Below are 20508 nucleotides of genomic sequence, written 5' to 3'. Positions count from 1 at the left end.
AGAGCTGTTTTTCGAAAGAAAGACAGCTTTTTACTTTCTATAGACAGGGGTTGACATTTTGGCGACCGACCCGTACTTAAGTGTTGCAGCGTTAACGAAATACATAAAAAAGAAATTCGACGCCGACCCCCATTTGCGTGATGTCTACGTAAAAGGGGAGCTGTCAAACGTAAAAATCCATACAAGCGGGCATATCTATTTCACGTTGAAAGACCAGAAAGCACGCATGCCGGCTGTCATGTTCTCGGCGAAGGCGAAATCGATGAAATTCCGTCCGGAAAGCGGCATGACCGTCTTGATCCGTGGGGATATCTCTGTGTATGAAGCATCGGGACAATACCAATTATATGCCCAGTCGATGCAGCCTGACGGCATCGGCGATTATTATTTGGCATTTGAACAGTTGAAAGAAAAGCTCAGCAAAGAAGGCTTATTCAATGCTGCGCATAAACAGCAGTTGCCTGAATTCCCTGAAAAAGTCGCAGTCATTACGGCACAGACCGGGGCAGCGGTGCGCGACATCATCACGACGCTCAGGCGCCGTTACCCGCTTGCTCGAATCGTGCTATTTCCGACACTGGTGCAAGGCCAGGGAGCCGTCCAATCGATTGTCCAATCCATCCAGCAAGCGAACCGTACAGATAGCGATGTCTTGATTGTCGGGCGCGGCGGCGGATCGATCGAAGACTTGTGGGCATTTAACGAAGAGGCAGTGGCTCGGTCGATTTATGATTCGCGCATTCCGGTCATCTCGGCGGTGGGCCACGAAACCGATACGACAATCGCTGATTTTGTGGCCGATTTGCGCGCAGCCACCCCGACAGCCGCGGCAGAGCTCGCAGTGCCGAGCCGCATTGAACTGCTCGAACGGGTCATGGGACAGCGCCAAGTGATGTTCCGGTTCCTATCGAATGATTTGGAACAACGGCGCATTCGCCTGACGCAACTGCAAAATTCCTATCCGATGGCATACCCGGACCGGCTCTACCGCCCTTTCATCGAACGCATCGAGCGGGCAACGGATGCGCTGCAGCGTGAGACCGTGTTGACGGCCAGGCGTTCAAGCGACCGGTTGGCCATGCTTTCACGCCAATTGGAAAATCGCAACCCGTCTGACCGCATCCGCCAGGCTGAACGCGATTTAGCCAGTCTCGGAGACCGGCTCGACCAGCACATTACCCAAGTTTTCCGGCAGCGGGACCAGCAATTAAAGTCTGCGATCCGGACACTGGATGCGCTTAGTCCTCTGAAGATCATGGACAGGGGCTATGCGATTCCGTTCAAAGAAGGCGAAGTGGTGAAATCAGTGGAGCAGTTGAAGCTTGGCGACCGGCTGAGCCTTTCATTGAAAGACGGGGAAGTCGAAACCGTCATCGAAGCGATCAACCCAAAAGATAAGGAGCGCGACTAAATGGCAGAAAATAACATGATGTTCAACGATGCAATGGAGCAGTTGGAGGAAATCGTCAAGCTGCTCGAACAAGGCGATGTGCCGCTCGAAGAAGCGCTGACGCTTTACCAAAAAGGCATGGAGTTATCGAAGTTGTGCCACGATAAATTGAAGAATGCCGAAACCCAGCTGGTGACGATGATGAAAGATGGAAAAGAAGTGCCTGCTGAAATCGAAGGGGAAGGAAATGCGCAATGAACTTAAAACAATTCAGAACCCATTATGAACCGGTCATCCAGCAGGAGATGGCGGAGTTGATCAGAGCATTGGCCATTCCGGAATCCTTGAAAGAATCGATGCATTATTCATTGCAAGCAGGAGGTAAGCGCATCCGTCCGATGCTTGTGCTCGCCACCATGCATGAACAAGGGGCAGCCCATCCGGATGCCCTGAAAGTGGCAGCTGCAATTGAAATGATCCATACATATTCCTTGATCCACGATGATTTGCCGAGCATGGACAATGACGATTTGCGGCGCGGCATGCCGACCAACCACAAAGTGTTCGGGGAAGCAGTCGCCATCTTGGCGGGAGATGCCTTGTTGACGTTCAGCTTCGGCATCTTGGCACGGCTCGAAGATGTGTCCGCTGAAGACAAAGTACGGCTCATCGACTTATTGTCGACAGCGGCTGGTGCAGAAGGCATGGTCGGCGGCCAGGTTCTCGATATCGAAGGGGAAGAAAAGCAGCTGGGCTTGGAACAATTGGAGCAAGTGCATTTATTGAAGACAGGCGCTCTATTGACCTATAGCATCATTTCAGGAGCCATCCTGTCAGGAGCCAGTTCCGAGCAATTGGTGGCGCTTTCAACATTTGGCCGCCATCTTGGATTGGCCTTCCAGATCCAGGACGATATCTTGGATGTCACAGGCACTTCTGAGGAGCTCGGAAAAACAGCCGGTAAGGATGAAACGAGCGATAAAAGTACGTATCCCGGCATTTTGACCTTGCCGAAAGCGAAAGAAAAACTGGATTATCACGCACAACAAGCGCTTAATGCGCTTGCGGAACTGCCTGGTGAACAGCAGCTATTGAAAGAATTGACCGAGCTGATCGTCCAACGAAAAAGCTGAAAATAGGGCTCTTGTTTGTACATTTGCCCTGTCTTGCTATAATATGGGGAGACAACAATACAGGAAAATATAGAAAAAAGGTGTGTGATGGCAAATGGATCTTCATTCGATAACTGGTCCATCTTTCCTAAAAGAGCTGAATCCTGAGCAATTGGAGCTCTTAAGTGAAGATATCCGTCGATTTCTCATAGAAAATCTTTCGAAAACCGGTGGCCATATCGGCCCGAACCTCGGCGTGGTGGAATTGACGATTGCGCTTCACCGTGTCTTTGATAGCCCAGACGACAAACTGATCTGGGACGTCGGGCATCAGTCCTATGTCCATAAAATTTTGACTGGGCGTGCAGATCAATTCGACACGCTGCGTAAATTCAAAGGCCTGTGCGGATTCCCGAAACGCAACGAAAGCGATCACGATGTCTGGGAGACCGGCCACAGTTCCACTTCCTTGTCTGCGGCAATGGGCATGGCGGCAGCGCGCGATATCAAAAAAGACAATAATTACGTCATTCCGATCATCGGCGACGGCGCATTGACCGGCGGCATGGCATTTGAGGCACTAAACCATATCGGGCACGCACAAACCGATATGACTGTTATCCTCAACGATAATGAAATGTCGATCGCACCGAATGTCGGGGCGCTCCATAGCGTACTTGGGCGCATGCGGACGGCCGGAAAATACAATAAAGTCAAAGACGATCTCGAATACTTGCTGAAAAAAGTGCCGGCAGTCGGCGGCAAGCTCGCTTCTACGGCTGAGCGCGTCAAAGATAGCCTGAAATATTTGGTCGTTTCCGGTATGTTCTTCGAAGAACTCGGATTCACATACCTCGGCCCGATCGATGGGCATGACCTCGAGGAACTTGAAGACAACCTGGAATATGCGAAAAAAACAAAAGGCCCTGTCCTACTTCACGTCATCACGAAAAAAGGCAAAGGCTATTTGCCGGCTGAACAGGATAAAATCGGCACGTGGCACGGAATTGGGCCCTATAAAATGGAAACGGGCGATTTAGTGAAATCTTCATCCACTGCTCCTTCGTGGAGCGGCTTGATCGCTGAAACTACACGCAAGCTTGCCCGTACCGATGAGCGCATCGTCGCCATTACGCCGGCAATGCCTGTCGGCTCCAAATTGGAAGGCTTTGCCTCTGAATTTCCTGAGCGCATGTTTGACGTGGGCATCGCCGAGCAGCATGCGACCACGATGGCTGCGGGACTTGCGACGCAAGGAATGAAGCCATTCCTGGCCATTTATTCGACATTCCTGCAGCGTGCGTATGACCAAGTCGTCCACGATATTTGCCGCCAGAACTTGAATGTCTTTATCGGTATCGACCGTTCGGGCCTTGTCGGGGCGGATGGCGAAACGCATCAAGGTGTCTTCGATATCGCCTTCTTGCGCCATCTCCCGAACATGGTCTTGATGATGCCAAAAGACGAAAACGAAGGGCAGCATATGGTGAAAACGGCAATCGATTACAATGGCGGACCGATTGCGTTACGCTATCCGCGTGGCAACGGCCTCGGAGTACCGATGGACGATGAACTGAAAGCCATCCCAATTGGCAGCTGGGAAGTGTTGGAAAAAGGAACGGATGCCGTCATCTTGGCATTCGGCACGACGATTCCGATGGCGCTGCATGCTGCTGAGCAATTGCGCGAAGAAGGAATCCAAGTGGAAGTCGTCAACTCACGCTTCATCAAGCCGCTCGACGAAGAAATGCTCGCATCGATTTTCGGCCGCAAAGTGCCGGTTCTGACAATCGAGGAAGCGGTCTTGCAAGGCGGTTTCGGGAGCGCGGTACTCGAATACGCGCATGACAACGGCCACGAAGGAGCTGTCATCGACCGCATGGGCATTCCGGATCTCTTTGTTGAACACGGTGATGTGGCCGAGTTGATGGACGAAATCCATCTCAACAGCGACGAAGTGGTCAAAAAGGTGAAAACACGCGTGAAGCAAAATTCACAACAGCAGGAGCGGTCGAACGCTCTATGAATAAAGTGAAAAAAGAACGGGTGGATGTCCTGCTAGTCGAGCGGGGCATTTGCGAAACACGTGAAAAAGCCAAGCGCGCCATTATGGCCGGGGTGATTTTCTCAGGAACTGAACGCCTTGAGAAACCCGGCGAAAAAATCCCTGAAGATGCGCCGCTTGAAAAAAAGGGCAACGATCTGCGTTATGTCAGCCGCGGAGGCTTGAAACTGGAAAAAGCGCTCGCTGAATTCGATGTTGCGGTGGAAGGCAAAATGATGCTCGATATCGGTTCATCGACGGGGGGATTCACCGATTGTGCATTGCAAAACGGTGCCCGCCATGGCTATGCGCTCGATGTCGGCTACAACCAGCTGGCTTGGAAAATCCGGCAAGACCCACGCGTCACCGTCATGGAACGCACCAACTTCCGCCATTCGAAACCTGAAGATTTTCAGGAAGGCTTGCCGGAAGTGGCGACCATTGACGTTTCCTTCATTTCTTTGCGAATTATCCTGCCGGTACTGAAGACCATTTTGGTCCCGGGCGGCGATTGCATCGCACTCGTTAAGCCGCAGTTTGAGGCAGGGCGTGAGAAAGTCGGCAAAAAAGGCATCGTCCGCGATCCGAAGGTGCATCAGGAAGTGCTGCAAAAAGTGGCTGCTTATGCGGTCGATTGCGGTTTTGAAGTCAAGGCCATGACCCATTCACCGATTACCGGCGGTGAAGGCAATATCGAGTTTTTATTCCATCTTGTTTCCAATGAACAGGCAACAAAAAGTGAATTGCCGGATGCGCATTCGTTCGCTCAAACGGTGGAGCGTGCCCATTTAGCATTCAAGGAAAAAAACACACAATCCGATTAACCGGGCAGGGGAATTCATTCCCTGCCCTTTTTTTCTGTCTTGCCGTTGAAAATGAGTGAAGCTAGCCTATAAGGGGTAAATAGTTCTAGTGGGGCAGGAAGTTTCCTTGTTTTCAAAGTGGTTTAGATGTACGATATAAAGTATATGGAATAATTATTCACTCAAGGGGGAGCACCATGAATAAAGGACAACGTCATATCAAAATCCGCGACTTGATTTCAAATCGCGAAATCGAAACGCAAGATGATTTGGTCGACTTATTGAAAGCTGCGGGCTATGAAGTGACGCAAGCGACCGTTTCTCGCGATATCAAGGAACTGCATTTGGTGAAAGTCCCATTGCAGGATGGGCGCTATAAATACAGCTTGCCGGCGGACCAGCGCTTTAACCCAATGCAGAAACTGCACCGTGCGCTCACCGATGCGTTCGTCAGCATCGATGGGGCCAGCCATTTTTTGGTCATGAAAACCTTGCCGGGCAATGCCCATGCGATCGGTTCATTGATTGACCATTTGGATTGGGAAGAAATTTTAGGGACCATTTGCGGCGATGATACGTGTTTAATCATTTGCCGTGACGTGGAACACCGCGAAGTGCTGAAACAGCGTTTGATTGAAATGCTTTAATTAAAGAGGTGGATGTATATGCTGCGAGAATTGGATATCCGCAATTTTGCGATTATCGATACATTATCGGTCAGTTTTACAGAAGGCATGACAGTTCTGACAGGGGAAACCGGTGCCGGGAAATCGATCATCATCGATGCCGTGCACTTACTAGCCGGAGGGCGAGGAAGCCAGGAATTCATTCGCCACGGGGCCCAAAAAGCTGAAATTGAAGGCTTGTTCCACATCGAAAGCGAAAAGCATCCGGTGCATAAAAAACTGGACGATTTCGGGATCCAGGCGAGCGACGGCGATGTTTTGCTGCGCCGCGAGCTGAACGGCAAAGGCAAGAACGTTTGCCGCATCAATGGCAAACTCGTGACCATTTCCATTTTGCGGGAAGTGGGGGCTGCGTTGATCGACATCCACGGCCAGCACGAGACGCAGGAATTGATGGATGAAAAGCAGCATCTTCATCTATTGGATCAATTTGCCGGGAAATTATTGACCAAAGCCAAGGAAGGCTATAGCCATACATTTGATAAATACACGAAATTGAAACGTGAATTTGCCAGCTATAATGAAAACGAGCAGCAAATCGCACAGCGCATCGACTTATTGACATTCCAATTGCGTGAAATCGAAGAAGCCCAGCTCGTGCCGGGGGAAGAAGAAACTTTGCTGGAAGAACGCAAACGATTGCAGAATTTCACCAAAATCTTCGAATCGATTTCACAAGCCCATGAAGCGATTCAAGGGGAGTCGAAAGGGCTGGATTGGGTCGGCAATGCGATGAGCGAACTAGAACACGCAGCCGCGGTCGATGAACAGTTCCAGGAAGCGTCGGAATCGGTTGCAGGGGCGTTTTATCAGCTTCAAGACACGTCGACGGAAATCAAGCGCATTCTGGACCAGCTGGAGTTCGACCCGGAGCGGCTCAACGAAATCGAACAGCGCCTGGCATTATTGCAATCCTTGAAGCGCAAATACGGCGCGTCGGTTGAGGACATGCTATTGTATCAGGAAGAGCAAGCGGACGAGCTTGATAAATTGCTTAACCGCGACCAGCGTCTGCGCCTCGATCAGGAGAAACTAAAGGAATTGACCGAGGATTTGCGCATCGAAGCGGAAGAACTGACGATGCTGAGAAAACAAGCGGCAGCCAAATTATCGAAAGCGATCATGGAGCAGCTAAAAGAGCTCCATATGGGAAAAGCCTCTTTTTCGGTGCAATTCAACTTGCTGCCAAAAGGCAAATTCGACCGTTTCGGCCAGGACAGCATCGCATTCCATATCTCAACGAATGTCGGGGAACCTTTGAAACCGTTGACGAAAGTCGCATCAGGCGGTGAATTGTCGCGCATGATGCTCGCGCTGAAGACAATTTTTTCCAAACACCAAGGTATCACATCGATCATTTTCGATGAAGTCGATACAGGAGTCAGCGGGCGCGTGGCGCAGGCAATTGCCGAGAAAATCGCTGCCATCGCCCGTCATTCCCAAGTGCTGTGCATTTCCCATTTGCCGCAAGTCGCCGCCATGGCAGACCAGCATTTATTTATCGAGAAAAAAGTATCGAAAGACCGCACGACCACATCAGTGAAAGAACTGGCAGGGCGCAAACGCACTGAAGAAATGAGCCGTATGCTGTCAGGGGCGGAAATCACCGAATTGACCTTGCAGCATGCTGATGAATTGCTGACTTTGGCGAGGGACCGGAAGCTGTTGATGAAATAAGGGACCGGAGCCTGTATTTTAGGAGAGAAAATTATGGAGAAAATAAAAATCGCCATTGCCGATGACAACCGTGAACTCGTGGAGTTGATGACTGAGTTTCTTGAATCGCAGCCAAATATGGAAGTGGTGGGCGTTGCGTACGATGGCAGGGAATGCATCGGCATCCTGGAACAGACCGAAGCGGATATTTTGCTTCTCGACATCATCATGCCGTATCTCGATGGGATTGCCGTGCTTGATGTCCTGCGTTCCGATGAGCGCATGAGCAAGATCCACGTCATCATGCTTTCGGCATTCGGCCAGGAGTCGATCATGAGCCAAGCGGCTGACTACGGGGCTTCCTATTTTATCATGAAGCCGTTCGAAACCGAGCGACTGGTCGTCCAGATTAACCATATCATGAAAAATGGCGACCAAACAGCGAAGAGCGGCATGGTGACAAAAGACGAGCTCATTACCTTGAGATTGAAAGACATCGGCGTGCCGCCGCATTTGAAAGGCTATATGTATTTGAAAGCGGCCGTGTCAATCGTCGTGGATGAACCTTCCGCCCTTGGCAAAGTGACAAAAGAGCTGTACCCGAAAATCGCCTTGAAATTCGATACGACGGCGGCGCGAGTGGAAAGATCGATCCGCCATGCCATCGGGCAAGTGTGGGTGCGCAGCGAGTCAATCGCGCATATTGCTAGCGTGTTCGGCTATAGTGAATCGCACCTCCAGTCGAAGCCGTCCAATTCCGAATTCATCGCCATGATCGTCGACAGCCTTGGCACAAACGAATAATCATAGTTACCGACCGTCGCCTGTGAAGGGCTTCGGTTTTTTTTTGCGCGACAGCGCATCAGTAATAAATGTATTAAACTACATAAGGAAATATAGAAAAATCAAAAAACGCCCACAAGAAAGCCCCACACTTGCAGCTAGTTCATGAGATGATAAAATAAATGATTAAAGTTAGGTCCTATCCAGAAAAGGGGAGGAAGCTATGTCTGAAATTGAAATTTATGCGCATCGCGGGGCCTCGGGGCATGCGCTTGAAAATACATGGCAAGCATTTGAATTGGCGCATCAATTGCAAGTCGGCATCGAACTTGATATCCAGATGACACGGGATGGCATCGCGATCGTTTACCATGACGATCAATTAAAGCGATTGGCGGGGACGCAAGCGGATATTCATAAAATGCCGTACGAATCGCTGAAGTCGCTGTCGATCCGCAAAAGGTTCAAGCGTTTTGGGCGCCATTCGATTCCACTGGCCTATGAAGTGATCGACTGGGCGAAAAAGAAAGGCATTCCGCTAAATGTCGAGTTGAAATCATCGGTTTCCAGGCATCCCGAGGGCGCTGAGATTGTCTGCGCGTTGTTGGAAGGGGCAGAAGGTGTGCATCTCTCTTCTTTTGATGCGGAACTTCTTAAAAAGATGAAAAGTTTGATGCCGCATATTGAGATAGCGTGGATCTTGAAACGCGCCGTGCAGTGGAACGAGCTGGAGAATTGCCAGTGGCTCGACAGCTTCCACTTCCATAAGAGGTTTCATAAGCCAAAATGGATTGAACCAATTGCCGAAATGGGTAAACCGGTACGGCTATATGGCATATCGGGGCATGAACGCATTCTGCGTAAGCTTCACCCTTCGGTCAAAGGGATCATCACAGACTATCCTGCGTGCGTAAAAGCAGTATGGGCGCAGGAAACCACCAAATTACAACCGTAACAACGAAAAAGAACGCCAGGAACTAAGGTTCCTGGCGTTCTTTTTAATTTGTTCAAATGCCTGCATTCATTTATCGCTTCTGGAACCGTTCAGACACATTGCCTTTTTTACGGTCGCGGTTCAACAGGAATCCGGCGAAGAAACCGATGCCAATTACTGTAAAAAGCGTCCCGAGCGTGAATTGCATCCAAAGAGCCGGATACGGTTCAAGCAATTTATTAAAAAGGGTATCCCGCATTAATTTGATGCCGTAAGCGGCCATGACGCCGGGAATGAGCAAAATGATAAATGCAATCAATCGTCCCATCTATTCCACATCCTTCATGTTCCATTGTTTCCAATCCACTCAAAGTTGTCAAGAATTGTCCCCTGCGGTACGCTAGAAATATGTGTGCAGCTCATTGCACGAATCGGGACAGAAAGGTTTGAAGAGAATTGCAAAAAGTGATCATTATTGGTGGAGGGATTGGTGGGTCCGCGATACTAAAGTTGCTCGTCGAATCTGGATGGTTTCACGTCGAAGGTGTAGTAGATATTCACGAGGATGCGCCAGCGTTAAAACAAGCTGAAAAATTCCGCATTGCCATCGGCACAGATTATCGGGAATTGCCGAAAACGGTCGACATTGTTTTTAATGTAACCGGCGACGACGACTTGACGCAGCGGCTGCGCCGCTATTATCCCCCTCGGACGGTCATTATCCCTGGCAGCGTCGCGAACATCTTCGTCCGCCTGATGGATGAGAAAGAGCATTACATTAATCGACTGAGCAACGAAAGCCATAAAGGGTCGATCATTTTCAATTCAATCGATGAAGGCATGGTTGGCATTGATCTGGACAACCATATTAACTTCATCAACCGCAGTGCCGCACGCATGCTTTCGGTCAAGCAAGGCGAAGCCATCGGGCGCCATATCCATGAATTGATTTCGATGAGCGAATTGCCGAGGATCATCGAGACGGGCAGGACGGAATTGAACCGGGAGCTTGAACTGAAAGACGGATCGAAAATCGTCACGAGCCGTTTCCCGATGATCGATGAAACCGGCGAATTGATCGGTGCCTTCGCGGTGTTCAAGGGCATCACGGAAGTGGTTTCGCTTGCAGAGGAAATTACTGACCTGAAAGAAATTCAGACGATGCTGCAAGCGATCATCCAATCCAGCGACGATGCCATTTCGGTGGTGGACGAAAAAGGTAACGGCTTGCTTGTCAATCCGGCCTATACAAGAATCACGGGTCTTGAGATGGAGCAAGTGATTGGCCGCCCGGCATCTGCAGACATTTCGGAAGGCGAAAGCATGCACTTCAAAGCCTTGCAAACCCGAAAGCCCGTGCGTGGCGTTAATTTGAAAGTCGGACCGGCCAAACGGGAAGTCATCGTCAATGTGGCACCGATTATCGTCGATAACCAATTAAAGGGAAGTGTCGGGGTCATCCATGACACGACAGAAATTCGCTCTCTCATGAAAGAGCTGGACCGGGCGAGGAGCATCATCCGGACGCTTGAGTCGAAATATACATTCGATGACATCATCGGCTTGTCCCCTGAAATGCAATTATCGTTGCAGCAAGCGAAACTAGCTGCACAGACGCTTGTGACGGTGCTGCTGCGCGGGGAGTCTGGAACGGGCAAGGAATTATTCGCCCATGCGATCCACAGCGCCAGCGAGCGCCAATTCAATAAATTTGTTCGCGTCAATTGCGCGGCGGTATCGAGTGAGCAGCTCGATGCCGAATTGTTCGGCTACGAAGAAGGTGCGACGATTGAACACCGGACCGGAGCGAAGCGTGGATTATTGGAAGAGGCGAACAACGGCAGCATCTTTCTCGATGAGATCGGGGAGTTGTCACCGCAGATCCAAAGCAAATTGCTGCGCGTATTGCAAGAACACGAAACGATGCGGATTGGCGGGACCAAACCGATTCCCGTCAATGTCCGTGTCATCGCTTCGACCAACGCCAATATGGAAAAAGCGCTGCTTGACGGCACGTTCCGTGAAGATTTGTATTACAGGCTGAACCGCATGCCGATCTTGATTCCTCCGCTGCGCAGCAGGAAACAAGACATTCCGCGCATCGTCGACCGGCTGCTGTTGAAGCTTAACCAGGAATACGGGCGTAACGTCGAAAATGTTTCGGAGAAAGCTTTGCAATTTTTGAAAATGTACGATTGGCCAGGCAATGTGAGGGAACTGGAGAACATTTTGAGCCGCTCGATGATCTTCATGCAAATGAACGACAAAACGATGACAGAAGAGCATATCCCCCTGAATATGCTGAAGGCAAAAGAAGCGAAAAACGAAGTGGTCATTCCGGCGTCTGCGCCATTGCAGGAGCAGTTGGAAACGGTTGAACGCGGCATCCTTCATCGTGCACTAGAAGAGGCAAAAGGGAACAAATCAAAAACCGCCAAGCAGCTTCAGATTTCCTTGCGCACTTTATACTATAAATTGGAAAAATTCGGACTACTATAAGGTTTTGCAACTCTTTGCAAGGTTTTGCAAGAATTTGCAAAGAGAACTGCCGTATTTTGCAAATAAAACGCTTACATCCCTTATATCTCAAGCTTTCTTCTGTTTTAATTAAAAAGAATGAGGTGATAGATATGACCACTTTGCAGAACATCGTCGATGAAATCGACTTGCAGGACGAGCATGCAGTCGCAGTTGCAGCAGCAGCTGACCACGCAGTAATGGAAGCCATTTCATTAGCGCTCGACCAAAACCTCGCAAGCTTTCATCTATACGATGACGAAGCAACATTGAAGCAATTAATCGCAGCTGATTTCCCGCATTTGAAAGGGCATCCAAAACTGGCGCTCCATCATGTGAATGGCCCTCAGCAAGCGGCTAAAGAAGCGGTAAGGGCTGTCTTCATGAATGACGCCAGCGTCTTGATGAAAGGGCATATCCCGACCGCTACTTTGATGAAAGCAGCACTTAACGCGGATTACGGACTTCGCACAGGTTCGGTACTGTCCCATGTGGCAGCTTTTGAAGTCGAAGGCTATGACCGGCTCATTTTCGTCGCTGACGCCGGCATGAACCTCGAACCGTCACTTCAGGAAAAAGCCCAGATCATCCGCAATGCCGTCCAGGTGGCGCGGGCAACTGGGGTCGAATTGCCGGTCGTGGCGGCGCTGGCGGCGGTGGAAGTCGTCAATCCTGCAATGCAGGCGACCTTGGATGCTGCAGCACTGACCGCCATGAACAAGCGCGGCCAGATCACCGATTGCGTCGTTGACGGGCCGCTTGCCTTGGACAATGCAATCTCCGTCGAAGCGGCAAAGCATAAACGCATTGAAGGGGATACGGCGGGACACGCAGACATTTTGCTAGTGCCGAATATCGAAGCCGGCAACATCCTCTATAAATCGCTCGTCTATTTTTCCAAAGCCAAGGTCGGTGGCATCATCGCGGGTGCTAAAGCACCGATCGTGTTGACATCGCGCGCCGACAGTTCAGAAAGTAAATTATTTTCCCTCGCTCTAGCCTTGCGCTCAGCGACTTTATAAAAGCAGCATGTATCCAAGGGGAACCTTGCCATTTGACTGCTACTAACCGGATCTATAAAAACTATAAAGCTTAAACTATTAGGAGGAATTTACGATGGAAATTTTCAAAAAGATGGAAGAACACGATTACGAGCAATTGGTATTTTGCCAAGATAAAAACTCTGGCCTTAAAGCCATCATCTGTATCCATGATACAACGCTTGGACCAGCACTTGGCGGCACGCGCATGTGGAACTATGAAACAGAAGAAGAAGCGATTGAAGATGCCATCCGCCTTGGCCGCGGCATGACATACAAAAACGCAGCAGCCGGACTCAACCTTGGCGGCGGCAAAACCGTTATTATCGGCGACCCATTGAAAGACAAAAACGAAGAAATGTTCCGTGCTTTCGGCCGTTTCATCCAAGGCTTGAACGGACGCTACATCACAGCTGAAGATGTTGGAACGACTGTTGCTGACATGGACATGATCCATGAAGAAACAGATTTCGTCACAGGTATCTCACCGGCATTCGGTTCATCAGGCAACCCATCCCCAGTGACTGCTTACGGCGCATACATCGGCATGAAAGCGGCCGCTATGGAAGCTTACGGCGACGATTCACTAGAAGGCAAAACAGTAGCCGTACAAGGCGTCGGAAATGTCGCTTACCCGCTATGCGAATACTTGCACAAAGAAGGCGCGAAATTGATTGTCACTGACATCAACAAAGAAGCGGTTCAACGTGCTGTTGAAGCATTCGGCGCTACGGCTGTCGAGCCAAACGAAATCTATTCGGTAGAGGCGGATATCTTCGCGCCATGTGCTATGGGCGCCATCATCAACGATGAGACGATTCCACAATTGAAAGTGAAAGTGGTCGCAGGATCTGCCAATAACCAATTGAAAGAACAGCGCCACGGCGATGAGCTCGAAGCGCGCGGCATCGTTTACGCACCGGACTTCGTTATCAACTCAGGCGGCGTCATCAACGTAGCGGATGAGCTTTACGGCTACAATAACGAACGTGCGATGAAACGCGTTGAAACGATCTACGACAGCATTACACGCATTTTTGAAATTGCCAAACGCGACGGAATTCCAAGCTATATCGCAGCTGACCGTATGGCGGAAGAGCGCATTGAGCGCGTACGCAACTCAAGAAGCCAATTCTTGCGCAACGGCCACGGCCATGACATTTTAAGCAGACGCTAAGTTTGAAGGAAGAAACGGAGGAATCGATGTGCAAAAACAGCTGAATCGAATTCTGGTCATTAACCCCGGCTCAACTTCGACAAAGATCGGCGTTTTTGACAACGATGTCCAGATCCTTGAAAAGACTATCCGCCACTCGACAGAAGAGCTGGCGGATTTCCCTGCCATTATTGACCAGTTTCAATTTCGGAAACAAAATATATTAGAAGCGCTTGATGAGGAAGGCATGAACGTCTCGAAACTTTCGGCGGTATGCGGAAGAGGCGGATTGCTGCGCCCGATCGAAGGCGGTACCTACGCTGTCAACGAGGCGATGCTAGAAGACTTGCGTGAAGGCTATTCCGGCCAGCACGCTTCCAATCTCGGCGGCATTATCGCCCATGAAATTGCCGAAGGGCTCAACATCCCGGCATTTATCGTCGATCCTGTCGTTGTCGATGAATTGTCGCCAATCGCACGCATTTCCGGCTTTTCATTGATTGAACGAAAGTCGATTTTTCATGCCTTGAACCAAAAGGCCGTTGCCAGACGCTACGCCAAAGAAGCAGGTCGTGCTTATAAAGACTTGCGCCTTATCGTTACACATATGGGCGGCGGCATAACGGTTGGGGTCCATGAAGATGGCAAAGTCGTCGACGTTAATAACGGCTTGCATGGCGACGGCCCTTTCAGCCCCGAGCGGGCAGGAACCGTTCCGGCGGGCGATTTGGTTGAATTGTGCTTTTCCGGGCAATATTACCGCCACGAAATCATGAAAAAACTAGTCGGGCAAGGCGGATTAGTTGGCTATCTTGGCACGAATGATGCCGTGACGGTTGAAAAACGCATCCAAAAAGGCGATAAAGAAGCAGCGTTGGTTTACGATGCGATGGCTTATCAAGTCGCGCGGGAAATCGGTTCTGCAAGCGCCGTATTAAAAGGGCAAGTAGATGCCATCATCTTAACGGGTGGCCTTGCTTATGGAAAAGACTTCGTTAAAGCGATTTCAGACCGGATTTCCTGGATCGCCGATGTCGTGGTCCATCCCGGAGAAAACGAACTGCAAGCGCTCGCAGAAGGCGCTAGCCGGGTTCTCGACGGCGAAGAACAAACGCGAATCTATCCAAACGGTTAACATTCCAAAGGAGGAATACCCAATGGCTCAAAATTACGATGTCGTCATTCTAGGCGGCGGTACGGGCGGCTATGTAGCGGCAATCCGTTCAGCCCAGCTCGGCCTTAAAACTGCGATTGTCGAAAAGGGCAAACTGGGCGGTACATGCCTGCACCAAGGCTGCATCCCGAGTAAAGCATTGCTCCGCAGTGCAGAAGTATATGCAACGACAAAAAACCATGCTGCCGATTTTGGCGTCAACACCGGTGAAGTATCGCTCGATTTCTCACGCGTGCAACAGCGTAAACAAGGAATCGTCGACCAGCTTCATGCAGGGGTACAAGGCTTGATGAAAAAAGGCAAAATCGATGTTTACGAAGGCATCGGCCGCATTCTCGGCCCATCGATCTTCTCGCCAAACCCAGGGACCATTTCAGTTGAAATGAACAACGGGGAAGAGAACGAAATGCTCATCCCGAATAACGTCATCATCGCGACCGGTTCACGCCCGCGGACATTGCCGGGCCTTGATATCGATGGAGAGTTGGTCATGAGTTCTGAAGAAGCACTTGCGATGACCGAACTGCCAAAATCCATTTTGATCGTCGGAGGAGGCGTCATCGGAATCGAATGGGCTTCAATGCTCAACGATTTCGGCGTCGAAGTGACGGTTCTCGAATACGCAGACCGCATCGTGCCGACTGAAGACAAAGACATTTCCAAAGAAATGCAGAAGTTATTGAAGAAAAAAGGCGTAAAATTCGCAACTAGTGCGAAAGTCTTGCCGGAAACCGTTGAAAAAGGTGAAGGCCAAGTGTCGATCCAAGCCGAAATCAACGGCAGCAACGAAACCTTCACTGCTGAAAAAATGCTGGTATCGGTCGGGCGCCAAGCCAATGTCGAAAATATCGGGATTGAAAACACGGATATTCTCGTTGAAAAAGGCTTTATCCAAGTGAAGAACACGTTCCAGACGAAAGAATCCCATATTTACGCAATCGGTGATGTCATTGGCGGCATGCAACTTGCTCACGTGGCTTCTCACGAAGGCATTACTGCGGTTGAGCATATTAAAGGCAATGCGCCACATGCCATCAACTACGACCTTGTGTCACGCTGCATCTACTCGAATCCGGAAGCTGCAAGTGTGGGCATTACGGAAGACCAAGCAAAAGAGCAAGGCTATGAGGTGAAAACCGGAAAATTCTCATTCAAGGCGATCGGTAAAGCGTTGGTCTATGGAGAGTCGGATGGTTTTGTGAAAATCATTGCAGACAAAGAAACAAACGATATCCTTGGCGTCCATATGATCGGGCCGCATGTGACGGACATGATCTCAGAAGCCGGGCTTGCCATGGTACTTGACGCAACGCCTTGGGAAATTGCAGACACAATCCACCCGCACCCGACGCTTTCAGAGGTCATGGGCGAAGCGGCATTAGCGGTAGACGGCAAAGCGATCCATAGTTAAAGGAGGAAATTCAATGGCTACGAAACACGAAGAAGTAGGTTTGACGAACGAAGATGTCTTGAAAATATATGAAACGATGTTGACGGCACGCCGCGTTGATGAGCGCATGTGGCTCCTGAACCGTGCAGGGAAAATTCCTTTCGTCATTTCTTGCCAAGGGCAGGAAGCAGCGCAGGTCGGAGCGGCTTACGCACTCGACAATACGAAAGATTATGTCGCACCGTATTACCGCGACCTCGGCGTGGTCCTTCACTTCGGCATGACGCCGAAAGATTTGATGCTATCGGCATTTGCCAAAGCAGAAGACCCGAACTCCGGCGGCCGCCAGATGCCTGGGCATTTCGGGCAAAAGAAAAACCGCATCCTGACAGGTTCTTCACCTGTAACGACTCAGCTTCCGCATGCAGTAGGTGTTGCGCTTGCTGGGAAAATGAAGAAAAAGGATTTCATCACATTCAACACGCTTGGTGAAGGTTCTTCCAACCAAGGTGATTTCCATGAAGGCTTGAACTTTGCCGGTGTACATAAATTGCCGGTCATCACAATGGTTGAAAATAACCGCTACGCGATTTCCGTGCCGTTTGAGCGCCAAGTGGCGAGCAAAAACGTTTCGGATCGTGCAGCAAGCTACGGAATGCCTGGCGTGACAATCGACGGAAACGACCCGATCGAGGTATATAAACACGTGAAACAAGCAGCAGACCGCGCACGCAACGGCGAAGGCCCGAGCTTGATCGAGACGGTTTCAGAGCGCATGACAGCCCACTCATCTGATGATGACCATCGCCAATACCGTTCAGCGGATGAACTCGCTGCACAAAAAGAAAAAGACCCAATTCTATTGTTTGGTGCTTATTTGAAAGAAAACGGCATCATGGACGACGAACTTGAAAAAGAAATCAACGACCGCATCATGGCGCTTGTTAACGAAGCGACAGATTATGCAGAAAACGCAGCATACGCACCAGCAGAAAGTGCAATGAAACACGTCTATGCTGAAGAAGGAGGAAACGAATAATGGCAGTTATGAGTTATATCGATGCCATCACGCTTGCCATGAAAGAAGAAATGGCACGTGACGAAAACGTTTTCGTACTCGGGGAAGATGTCGGCAAAAAAGGCGGCGTTTTCAAAGCGACACAAGGGCTCTACGATGAATTTGGCGAAGACCGCGTAGTCGATACGCCGCTTGCAGAATCAGCCATCGCTGGAGTCGGAATCGGAGCGGCGATGTATGGCCTGCGCCCAATCGCTGAGTTCCAGTTCGCGGATTTCATCATGCCGGCAGTCAACCAAATCATTTCAGAAGCTTCACGCATTCGCTACCGTTCAAACAATGACTGGTCTTGCCCGATCGTCTTCCGTGCCCCATTTGGCGGCGGCGTCCACGGCGCACTTTACCATTCGCAATCCGTCGAAGCGGTATTCGCCAACCAACCGGGACTTAAAATCGTCATCCCATCCACACCGTATGACGCGAAAGGCTTGTTGAAAGCAGCGATCCGCGATGAAGATCCGGTCATGTTCTTCGAGCACAAACGCGCATATCGCCTAATCAAAGGCGAAGTGCCGGAAGATGATTACACAATCGAAATCGGCAAAGCCGACGTCAAGCGCGAAGGCGAAGACATCACTGTTATCACCTACGGATTGGCTGTCCATTTCGCATTGCAAGCTGCAGAACGCCTGGCTGAAGATGGCTACTCCGTCCACATCCTGGATTTGCGCACGATCTATCCATTGGATAAAGAAGGCATCATCGAAGCAGCGAAAAAGACCGGTAAAGTCCTGCTTGTCACTGAAGACAATAAAGAAGGAAGCATCATCGGCGAAGTGGCAGCAATCATCGCTGAAAACTGCCTATTCGACCTTGACGCACCAATCAAACGCCTTGCAGGACCGGACATTCCGGCAATGCCATACGCACCGACCATGGAGAAATTCTTCATGATCAACCCGGACAAAGTAGAAAAAGCCATGAGAGAACTAGCCGAGTTTTAAGAAGAAAAGCGGAAATGGCCGTCTAGCTTCGACAGGCATAAAGCAGGCTGGCGAAGCGGCGCTTTTTGCCGCACAGCCGGAATGGTTTATGACCCGAGAAGCTGGCCATTGCAGCTAGACAGAAGAAAAGCGGAGTTGCCCATCTAGCCCCGACAAGCGCTGGAGGTCATGTCAGCACTGGCGCTTTTTGCCAGTGCAGGCGGGACCGAAGCGACCTCGAGGGACTGGGCAACGGAGCTGGACAGAAGAAAAGCGGAAATGGCCGTTTAGCTTCGACAGGCATAAGCCCGAGAAGCTGGCCGTTAACGCATAAACCTTATAAATGAATATGCATCACAGATTGAAAAGGAGGAATCCCTTTGGCTATTGAAAAAATCACGATGCCCCAACTTGGCGAAAGTGTAACAGAAGGCACGATCGAAAAATGGCTCGTCCAGCCAGGCGACCATGTAAACAAGTATGATCCGTTGGCGGAAGTCAATACCGATAAAGTAACGGCAGAAGTTCCTTCATCGTTTACAGGGACAATCAAGGAATTGATCGCTTCTGAAGGCGATACATTGGAAGTCGGCGAAGTGGTCTGCACGATCGAAACTGAAGGCGGAGATTCTGCCCCAGTGGAAGAAGCAAAACCAGCTGAAGGCGAAAAAGCCAATGAAATGCCAGCTGCAGGAGCCGCACCGACCAAAAAACTCGAAGGTGAAAAAGGCTCGTCAAAACCAGCTAAACCACAGGGCGGCAAAGCACGTTATTCACCAGCCGTTCTTCGTCTCGCGCAAGATCACGACATCGACTTGAACCAAGTCGAAGGATCTGGAAACGAAGGCCGCATCACCCGCAAGGATTTGATGCAATTGATCGACAGCGGTAACATTCCTCAAGCTGGCAGCGAGACTGCACATGCGCCACAAGCGGCTGAAACAGCAGAACCTGTTCAGCAAGCTGCGCCGCAACAAGCACCGAAAGCGCCAGCTGCTAAGGAAGAATCCATCGAATCGGCTCCTGGCGATATCGAAATCCCAGTCACCGGCGTGCGCAAAGCGATTGCAGCAAATATGCTCAAGAGCAAGCACGAAGCTCCGCATGCTTGGATGATGATCGAAGTCGACGTGACGGATCTTGCGCAATTCCGCGATTCCATCAAAGGCGACTTCAAGAAAAAAGAAGGATTCAACATCACGTATTTTGCATTCTTCGTCAAAGCGATCTCCCAGGCATTGAAAGAGTTCCCAATGATGAACTCGATGTGGGCAGGGGACAAGATCATCCAGAAAAAAGACATCAACATCTCGATTGCGGTCGCTTCAGACAACGCCTTGTTCGTTCCGGTCATCAAAAATGCTGACGAGAAATCCGTCAAAGGCATCGGCCGCGAAATCAACGAACTGGCGCAAAAAGCGCGCACAGGCAAGTTGAAGTCGGCAGATATGCAAGGCGGCACGTTCACCGTCAATAACACCGGGTCGTTCGGTTCTGTCCAATCGATGGGCATCATCAACCACCCGCAAGCTGCGATCATCCAAGTCGAGTCGATCGTCAAGCGCCCAGTCATCATGCAGGGTGGAATGATCGCTGCACGTGATATGGTGAACTTATGCCTATCGCTCGACCACCGTGTTCTTGATGGCCTCGTTTGCGGACAGTTCTTGGCACGCGTTAAAGAAATCCTTGAAAAAATGAACAAGGACAATACATCAGTTTATTGATGAAAAGTTTGGAGTCTTCGGACTTCAAGCTTTTTTTTCCTTTCAGTAACTTGCAACGTCAGGTAAAATGGAGACAGAAAGCTTTGAGGAGGGAA

General features: G+C 50.2%; 18 protein-coding genes. 17 read left to right on the top strand and 1 reads right to left on the bottom strand.

Annotated features, from left to right (window positions below):
* Positions 1-58 precede the first annotated feature (58 nt).
* From xseA to DFR62_RS09070, 9 genes are all read left to right on the top strand, one after another.
* Positions 59-1411, top strand: coding sequence for an exodeoxyribonuclease VII large subunit (xseA, locus tag DFR62_RS09110; protein WP_121299941.1), 1353 nt, complete (start codon positions 59-61; stop codon positions 1409-1411).
* The gene (gene xseB / locus DFR62_RS09105) at positions 1412-1648 is read left to right on the top strand and encodes an exodeoxyribonuclease VII small subunit (protein WP_058380874.1); all 237 of its coding nucleotides are present in this window, start codon (positions 1412-1414) and stop codon (positions 1646-1648) included. It begins immediately after the preceding gene.
* Positions 1645-2523, top strand: coding sequence for a polyprenyl synthetase family protein (locus DFR62_RS09100; protein ID WP_121299939.1), 879 nt, complete (start codon positions 1645-1647; stop codon positions 2521-2523). Before xseB ends, DFR62_RS09100 begins: the two co-directional genes overlap by 4 nt.
* A gap of 94 nt (positions 2524-2617) precedes the next feature.
* The gene (gene dxs / locus DFR62_RS09095; protein WP_121299937.1) at positions 2618-4528 is read left to right on the top strand and encodes a 1-deoxy-D-xylulose-5-phosphate synthase; all 1911 of its coding nucleotides are present in this window, start codon (positions 2618-2620) and stop codon (positions 4526-4528) included.
* Positions 4525-5370 (top strand): TlyA family RNA methyltransferase, encoded by an 846-nt coding sequence (locus DFR62_RS09090; RefSeq protein ID WP_121299935.1) that lies wholly within the window; start codon positions 4525-4527, stop codon positions 5368-5370. The genes dxs and DFR62_RS09090 overlap by 4 nt, the downstream gene beginning before the upstream one ends.
* A 176-nt stretch (positions 5371-5546) precedes the next feature.
* Positions 5547-5996, top strand: coding sequence for a transcriptional regulator AhrC/ArgR (gene ahrC, locus DFR62_RS09085; protein ID WP_058380870.1), 450 nt, complete (start codon positions 5547-5549; stop codon positions 5994-5996).
* An 18-nt stretch (positions 5997-6014) separates the two neighbouring features.
* A complete protein-coding gene (gene recN, locus DFR62_RS09080) occupies positions 6015-7712 on the top strand; it encodes a DNA repair protein RecN (protein WP_121299933.1) in 1698 nt (565 codons plus the stop codon).
* A 33-nt stretch (positions 7713-7745) separates the two neighbouring features.
* Positions 7746-8495 (top strand): sporulation transcription factor Spo0A, encoded by a 750-nt coding sequence (spo0A, locus tag DFR62_RS09075; protein WP_121299931.1) that lies wholly within the window; start codon positions 7746-7748, stop codon positions 8493-8495.
* Positions 8496-8697: 202 nt separating this feature from the next.
* On the top strand, positions 8698-9429 hold the full coding sequence (locus DFR62_RS09070) for a glycerophosphodiester phosphodiesterase (protein WP_121299929.1): 732 nt from the start codon (positions 8698-8700) through the stop codon (positions 9427-9429).
* A 70-nt stretch (positions 9430-9499) separates the two neighbouring features.
* Here the strand turns inward: DFR62_RS09070 and DFR62_RS09065 are convergent, their stop codons facing one another.
* A complete protein-coding gene (locus tag DFR62_RS09065) occupies positions 9500-9736 on the bottom strand; it encodes a DUF2627 domain-containing protein (protein ID WP_101190263.1) in 237 nt (78 codons plus the stop codon).
* Positions 9737-9864: 128 nt separating this feature from the next.
* Between DFR62_RS09065 and DFR62_RS09060 the strand changes: the two genes are divergently transcribed.
* The 8 genes from DFR62_RS09060 to DFR62_RS09025 all read left to right on the top strand — a co-directional run bounded on the left by DFR62_RS09060 (position 9865) and on the right by DFR62_RS09025 (position 20413).
* The gene (locus tag DFR62_RS09060; RefSeq protein WP_121299928.1) at positions 9865-11907 is read left to right on the top strand and encodes a sigma-54 interaction domain-containing protein; all 2043 of its coding nucleotides are present in this window, start codon (positions 9865-9867) and stop codon (positions 11905-11907) included.
* A 107-nt stretch (positions 11908-12014) separates the two neighbouring features.
* Positions 12015-12947 (top strand): phosphate butyryltransferase, encoded by a 933-nt coding sequence (gene yqiS / locus DFR62_RS09055; RefSeq protein ID WP_277751597.1) that lies wholly within the window; start codon positions 12015-12017, stop codon positions 12945-12947.
* Between the two features lie 94 nt (positions 12948-13041).
* Entirely contained in the window at positions 13042-14142 is a 1101-nt protein-coding gene (locus tag DFR62_RS09050) for a Leu/Phe/Val dehydrogenase (RefSeq protein ID WP_121299924.1), read from the top strand.
* 28 nt (positions 14143-14170) lie between these two features.
* Positions 14171-15256: a butyrate kinase gene (gene buk / locus DFR62_RS09045; RefSeq protein ID WP_121299922.1), complete on the top strand. Its 1086-nt coding sequence runs from the start codon at positions 14171-14173 to the stop codon at positions 15254-15256.
* Positions 15257-15278: 22 nt separating this feature from the next.
* A complete protein-coding gene (gene lpdA, locus DFR62_RS09040; protein WP_121299920.1) occupies positions 15279-16706 on the top strand; it encodes a dihydrolipoyl dehydrogenase in 1428 nt (475 codons plus the stop codon).
* 13 nt (positions 16707-16719) lie between these two features.
* Positions 16720-17724 carry a thiamine pyrophosphate-dependent dehydrogenase E1 component subunit alpha gene (locus DFR62_RS09035; protein ID WP_121299918.1) on the top strand — a complete coding sequence of 335 codons (1005 nt, stop codon included), beginning with the start codon at positions 16720-16722 and terminating at the stop codon, positions 17722-17724.
* Complete coding sequence (locus DFR62_RS09030; protein ID WP_058380859.1) at positions 17724-18707, top strand: alpha-ketoacid dehydrogenase subunit beta; 984 nt, start codon at positions 17724-17726, stop codon at positions 18705-18707. Before DFR62_RS09035 ends, DFR62_RS09030 begins: the two co-directional genes overlap by 1 nt.
* A gap of 359 nt (positions 18708-19066) precedes the next feature.
* A complete protein-coding gene (locus DFR62_RS09025) occupies positions 19067-20413 on the top strand; it encodes a dihydrolipoamide acetyltransferase family protein (protein WP_121299916.1) in 1347 nt (448 codons plus the stop codon).
* The last annotated feature ends 95 nt before the right edge of the window (positions 20414-20508 follow it).

The organism is Planococcus citreus, assembly GCF_003664125.1.
Classification (GTDB): Bacteria; Bacillota; Bacilli; order Bacillales_A; family Planococcaceae; genus Planococcus; species Planococcus citreus.
Note: the sequence above shows the minus strand (reverse complement) of the source record. Positions and strands in the feature narration are given on the sequence as shown.

Excerpts from the sequence above, each read along its gene's own strand:
- DFR62_RS09100 (WP_121299939.1), top strand. The coding sequence starts at position 1,645 with ATGAACTTAAAACAATTCAGAACCCATTATGAACCGGTCATCCAGCAG.
- DFR62_RS09070 (WP_121299929.1), top strand. The coding sequence starts at position 8,698 with ATGTCTGAAATTGAAATTTATGCGCATCGCGGGGCCTCGGGGCATGCG.
- DFR62_RS09035 (WP_121299918.1), top strand. The coding sequence starts at position 16,720 with ATGGCTACGAAACACGAAGAAGTAGGTTTGACGAACGAAGATGTCTTG.
- lpdA (WP_121299920.1), top strand. The coding sequence starts at position 15,279 with ATGGCTCAAAATTACGATGTCGTCATTCTAGGCGGCGGTACGGGCGGC.
- recN (WP_121299933.1), top strand. The coding sequence starts at position 6,015 with ATGCTGCGAGAATTGGATATCCGCAATTTTGCGATTATCGATACATTA.
- DFR62_RS09065 (WP_101190263.1), bottom strand. The coding sequence starts at position 9,736 with ATGGGACGATTGATTGCATTTATCATTTTGCTCATTCCCGGCGTCATG.
- spo0A (WP_121299931.1), top strand. The coding sequence starts at position 7,746 with ATGGAGAAAATAAAAATCGCCATTGCCGATGACAACCGTGAACTCGTG.
- DFR62_RS09090 (WP_121299935.1), top strand. The coding sequence starts at position 4,525 with ATGAATAAAGTGAAAAAAGAACGGGTGGATGTCCTGCTAGTCGAGCGG.
- DFR62_RS09030 (WP_058380859.1), top strand. The coding sequence starts at position 17,724 with ATGGCAGTTATGAGTTATATCGATGCCATCACGCTTGCCATGAAAGAA.
- xseB (WP_058380874.1), top strand. The coding sequence starts at position 1,412 with ATGGCAGAAAATAACATGATGTTCAACGATGCAATGGAGCAGTTGGAG.
- DFR62_RS09050 (WP_121299924.1), top strand. The coding sequence starts at position 13,042 with ATGGAAATTTTCAAAAAGATGGAAGAACACGATTACGAGCAATTGGTA.
- ahrC (WP_058380870.1), top strand. The coding sequence starts at position 5,547 with ATGAATAAAGGACAACGTCATATCAAAATCCGCGACTTGATTTCAAAT.
- dxs (WP_121299937.1), top strand. The coding sequence starts at position 2,618 with ATGGATCTTCATTCGATAACTGGTCCATCTTTCCTAAAAGAGCTGAAT.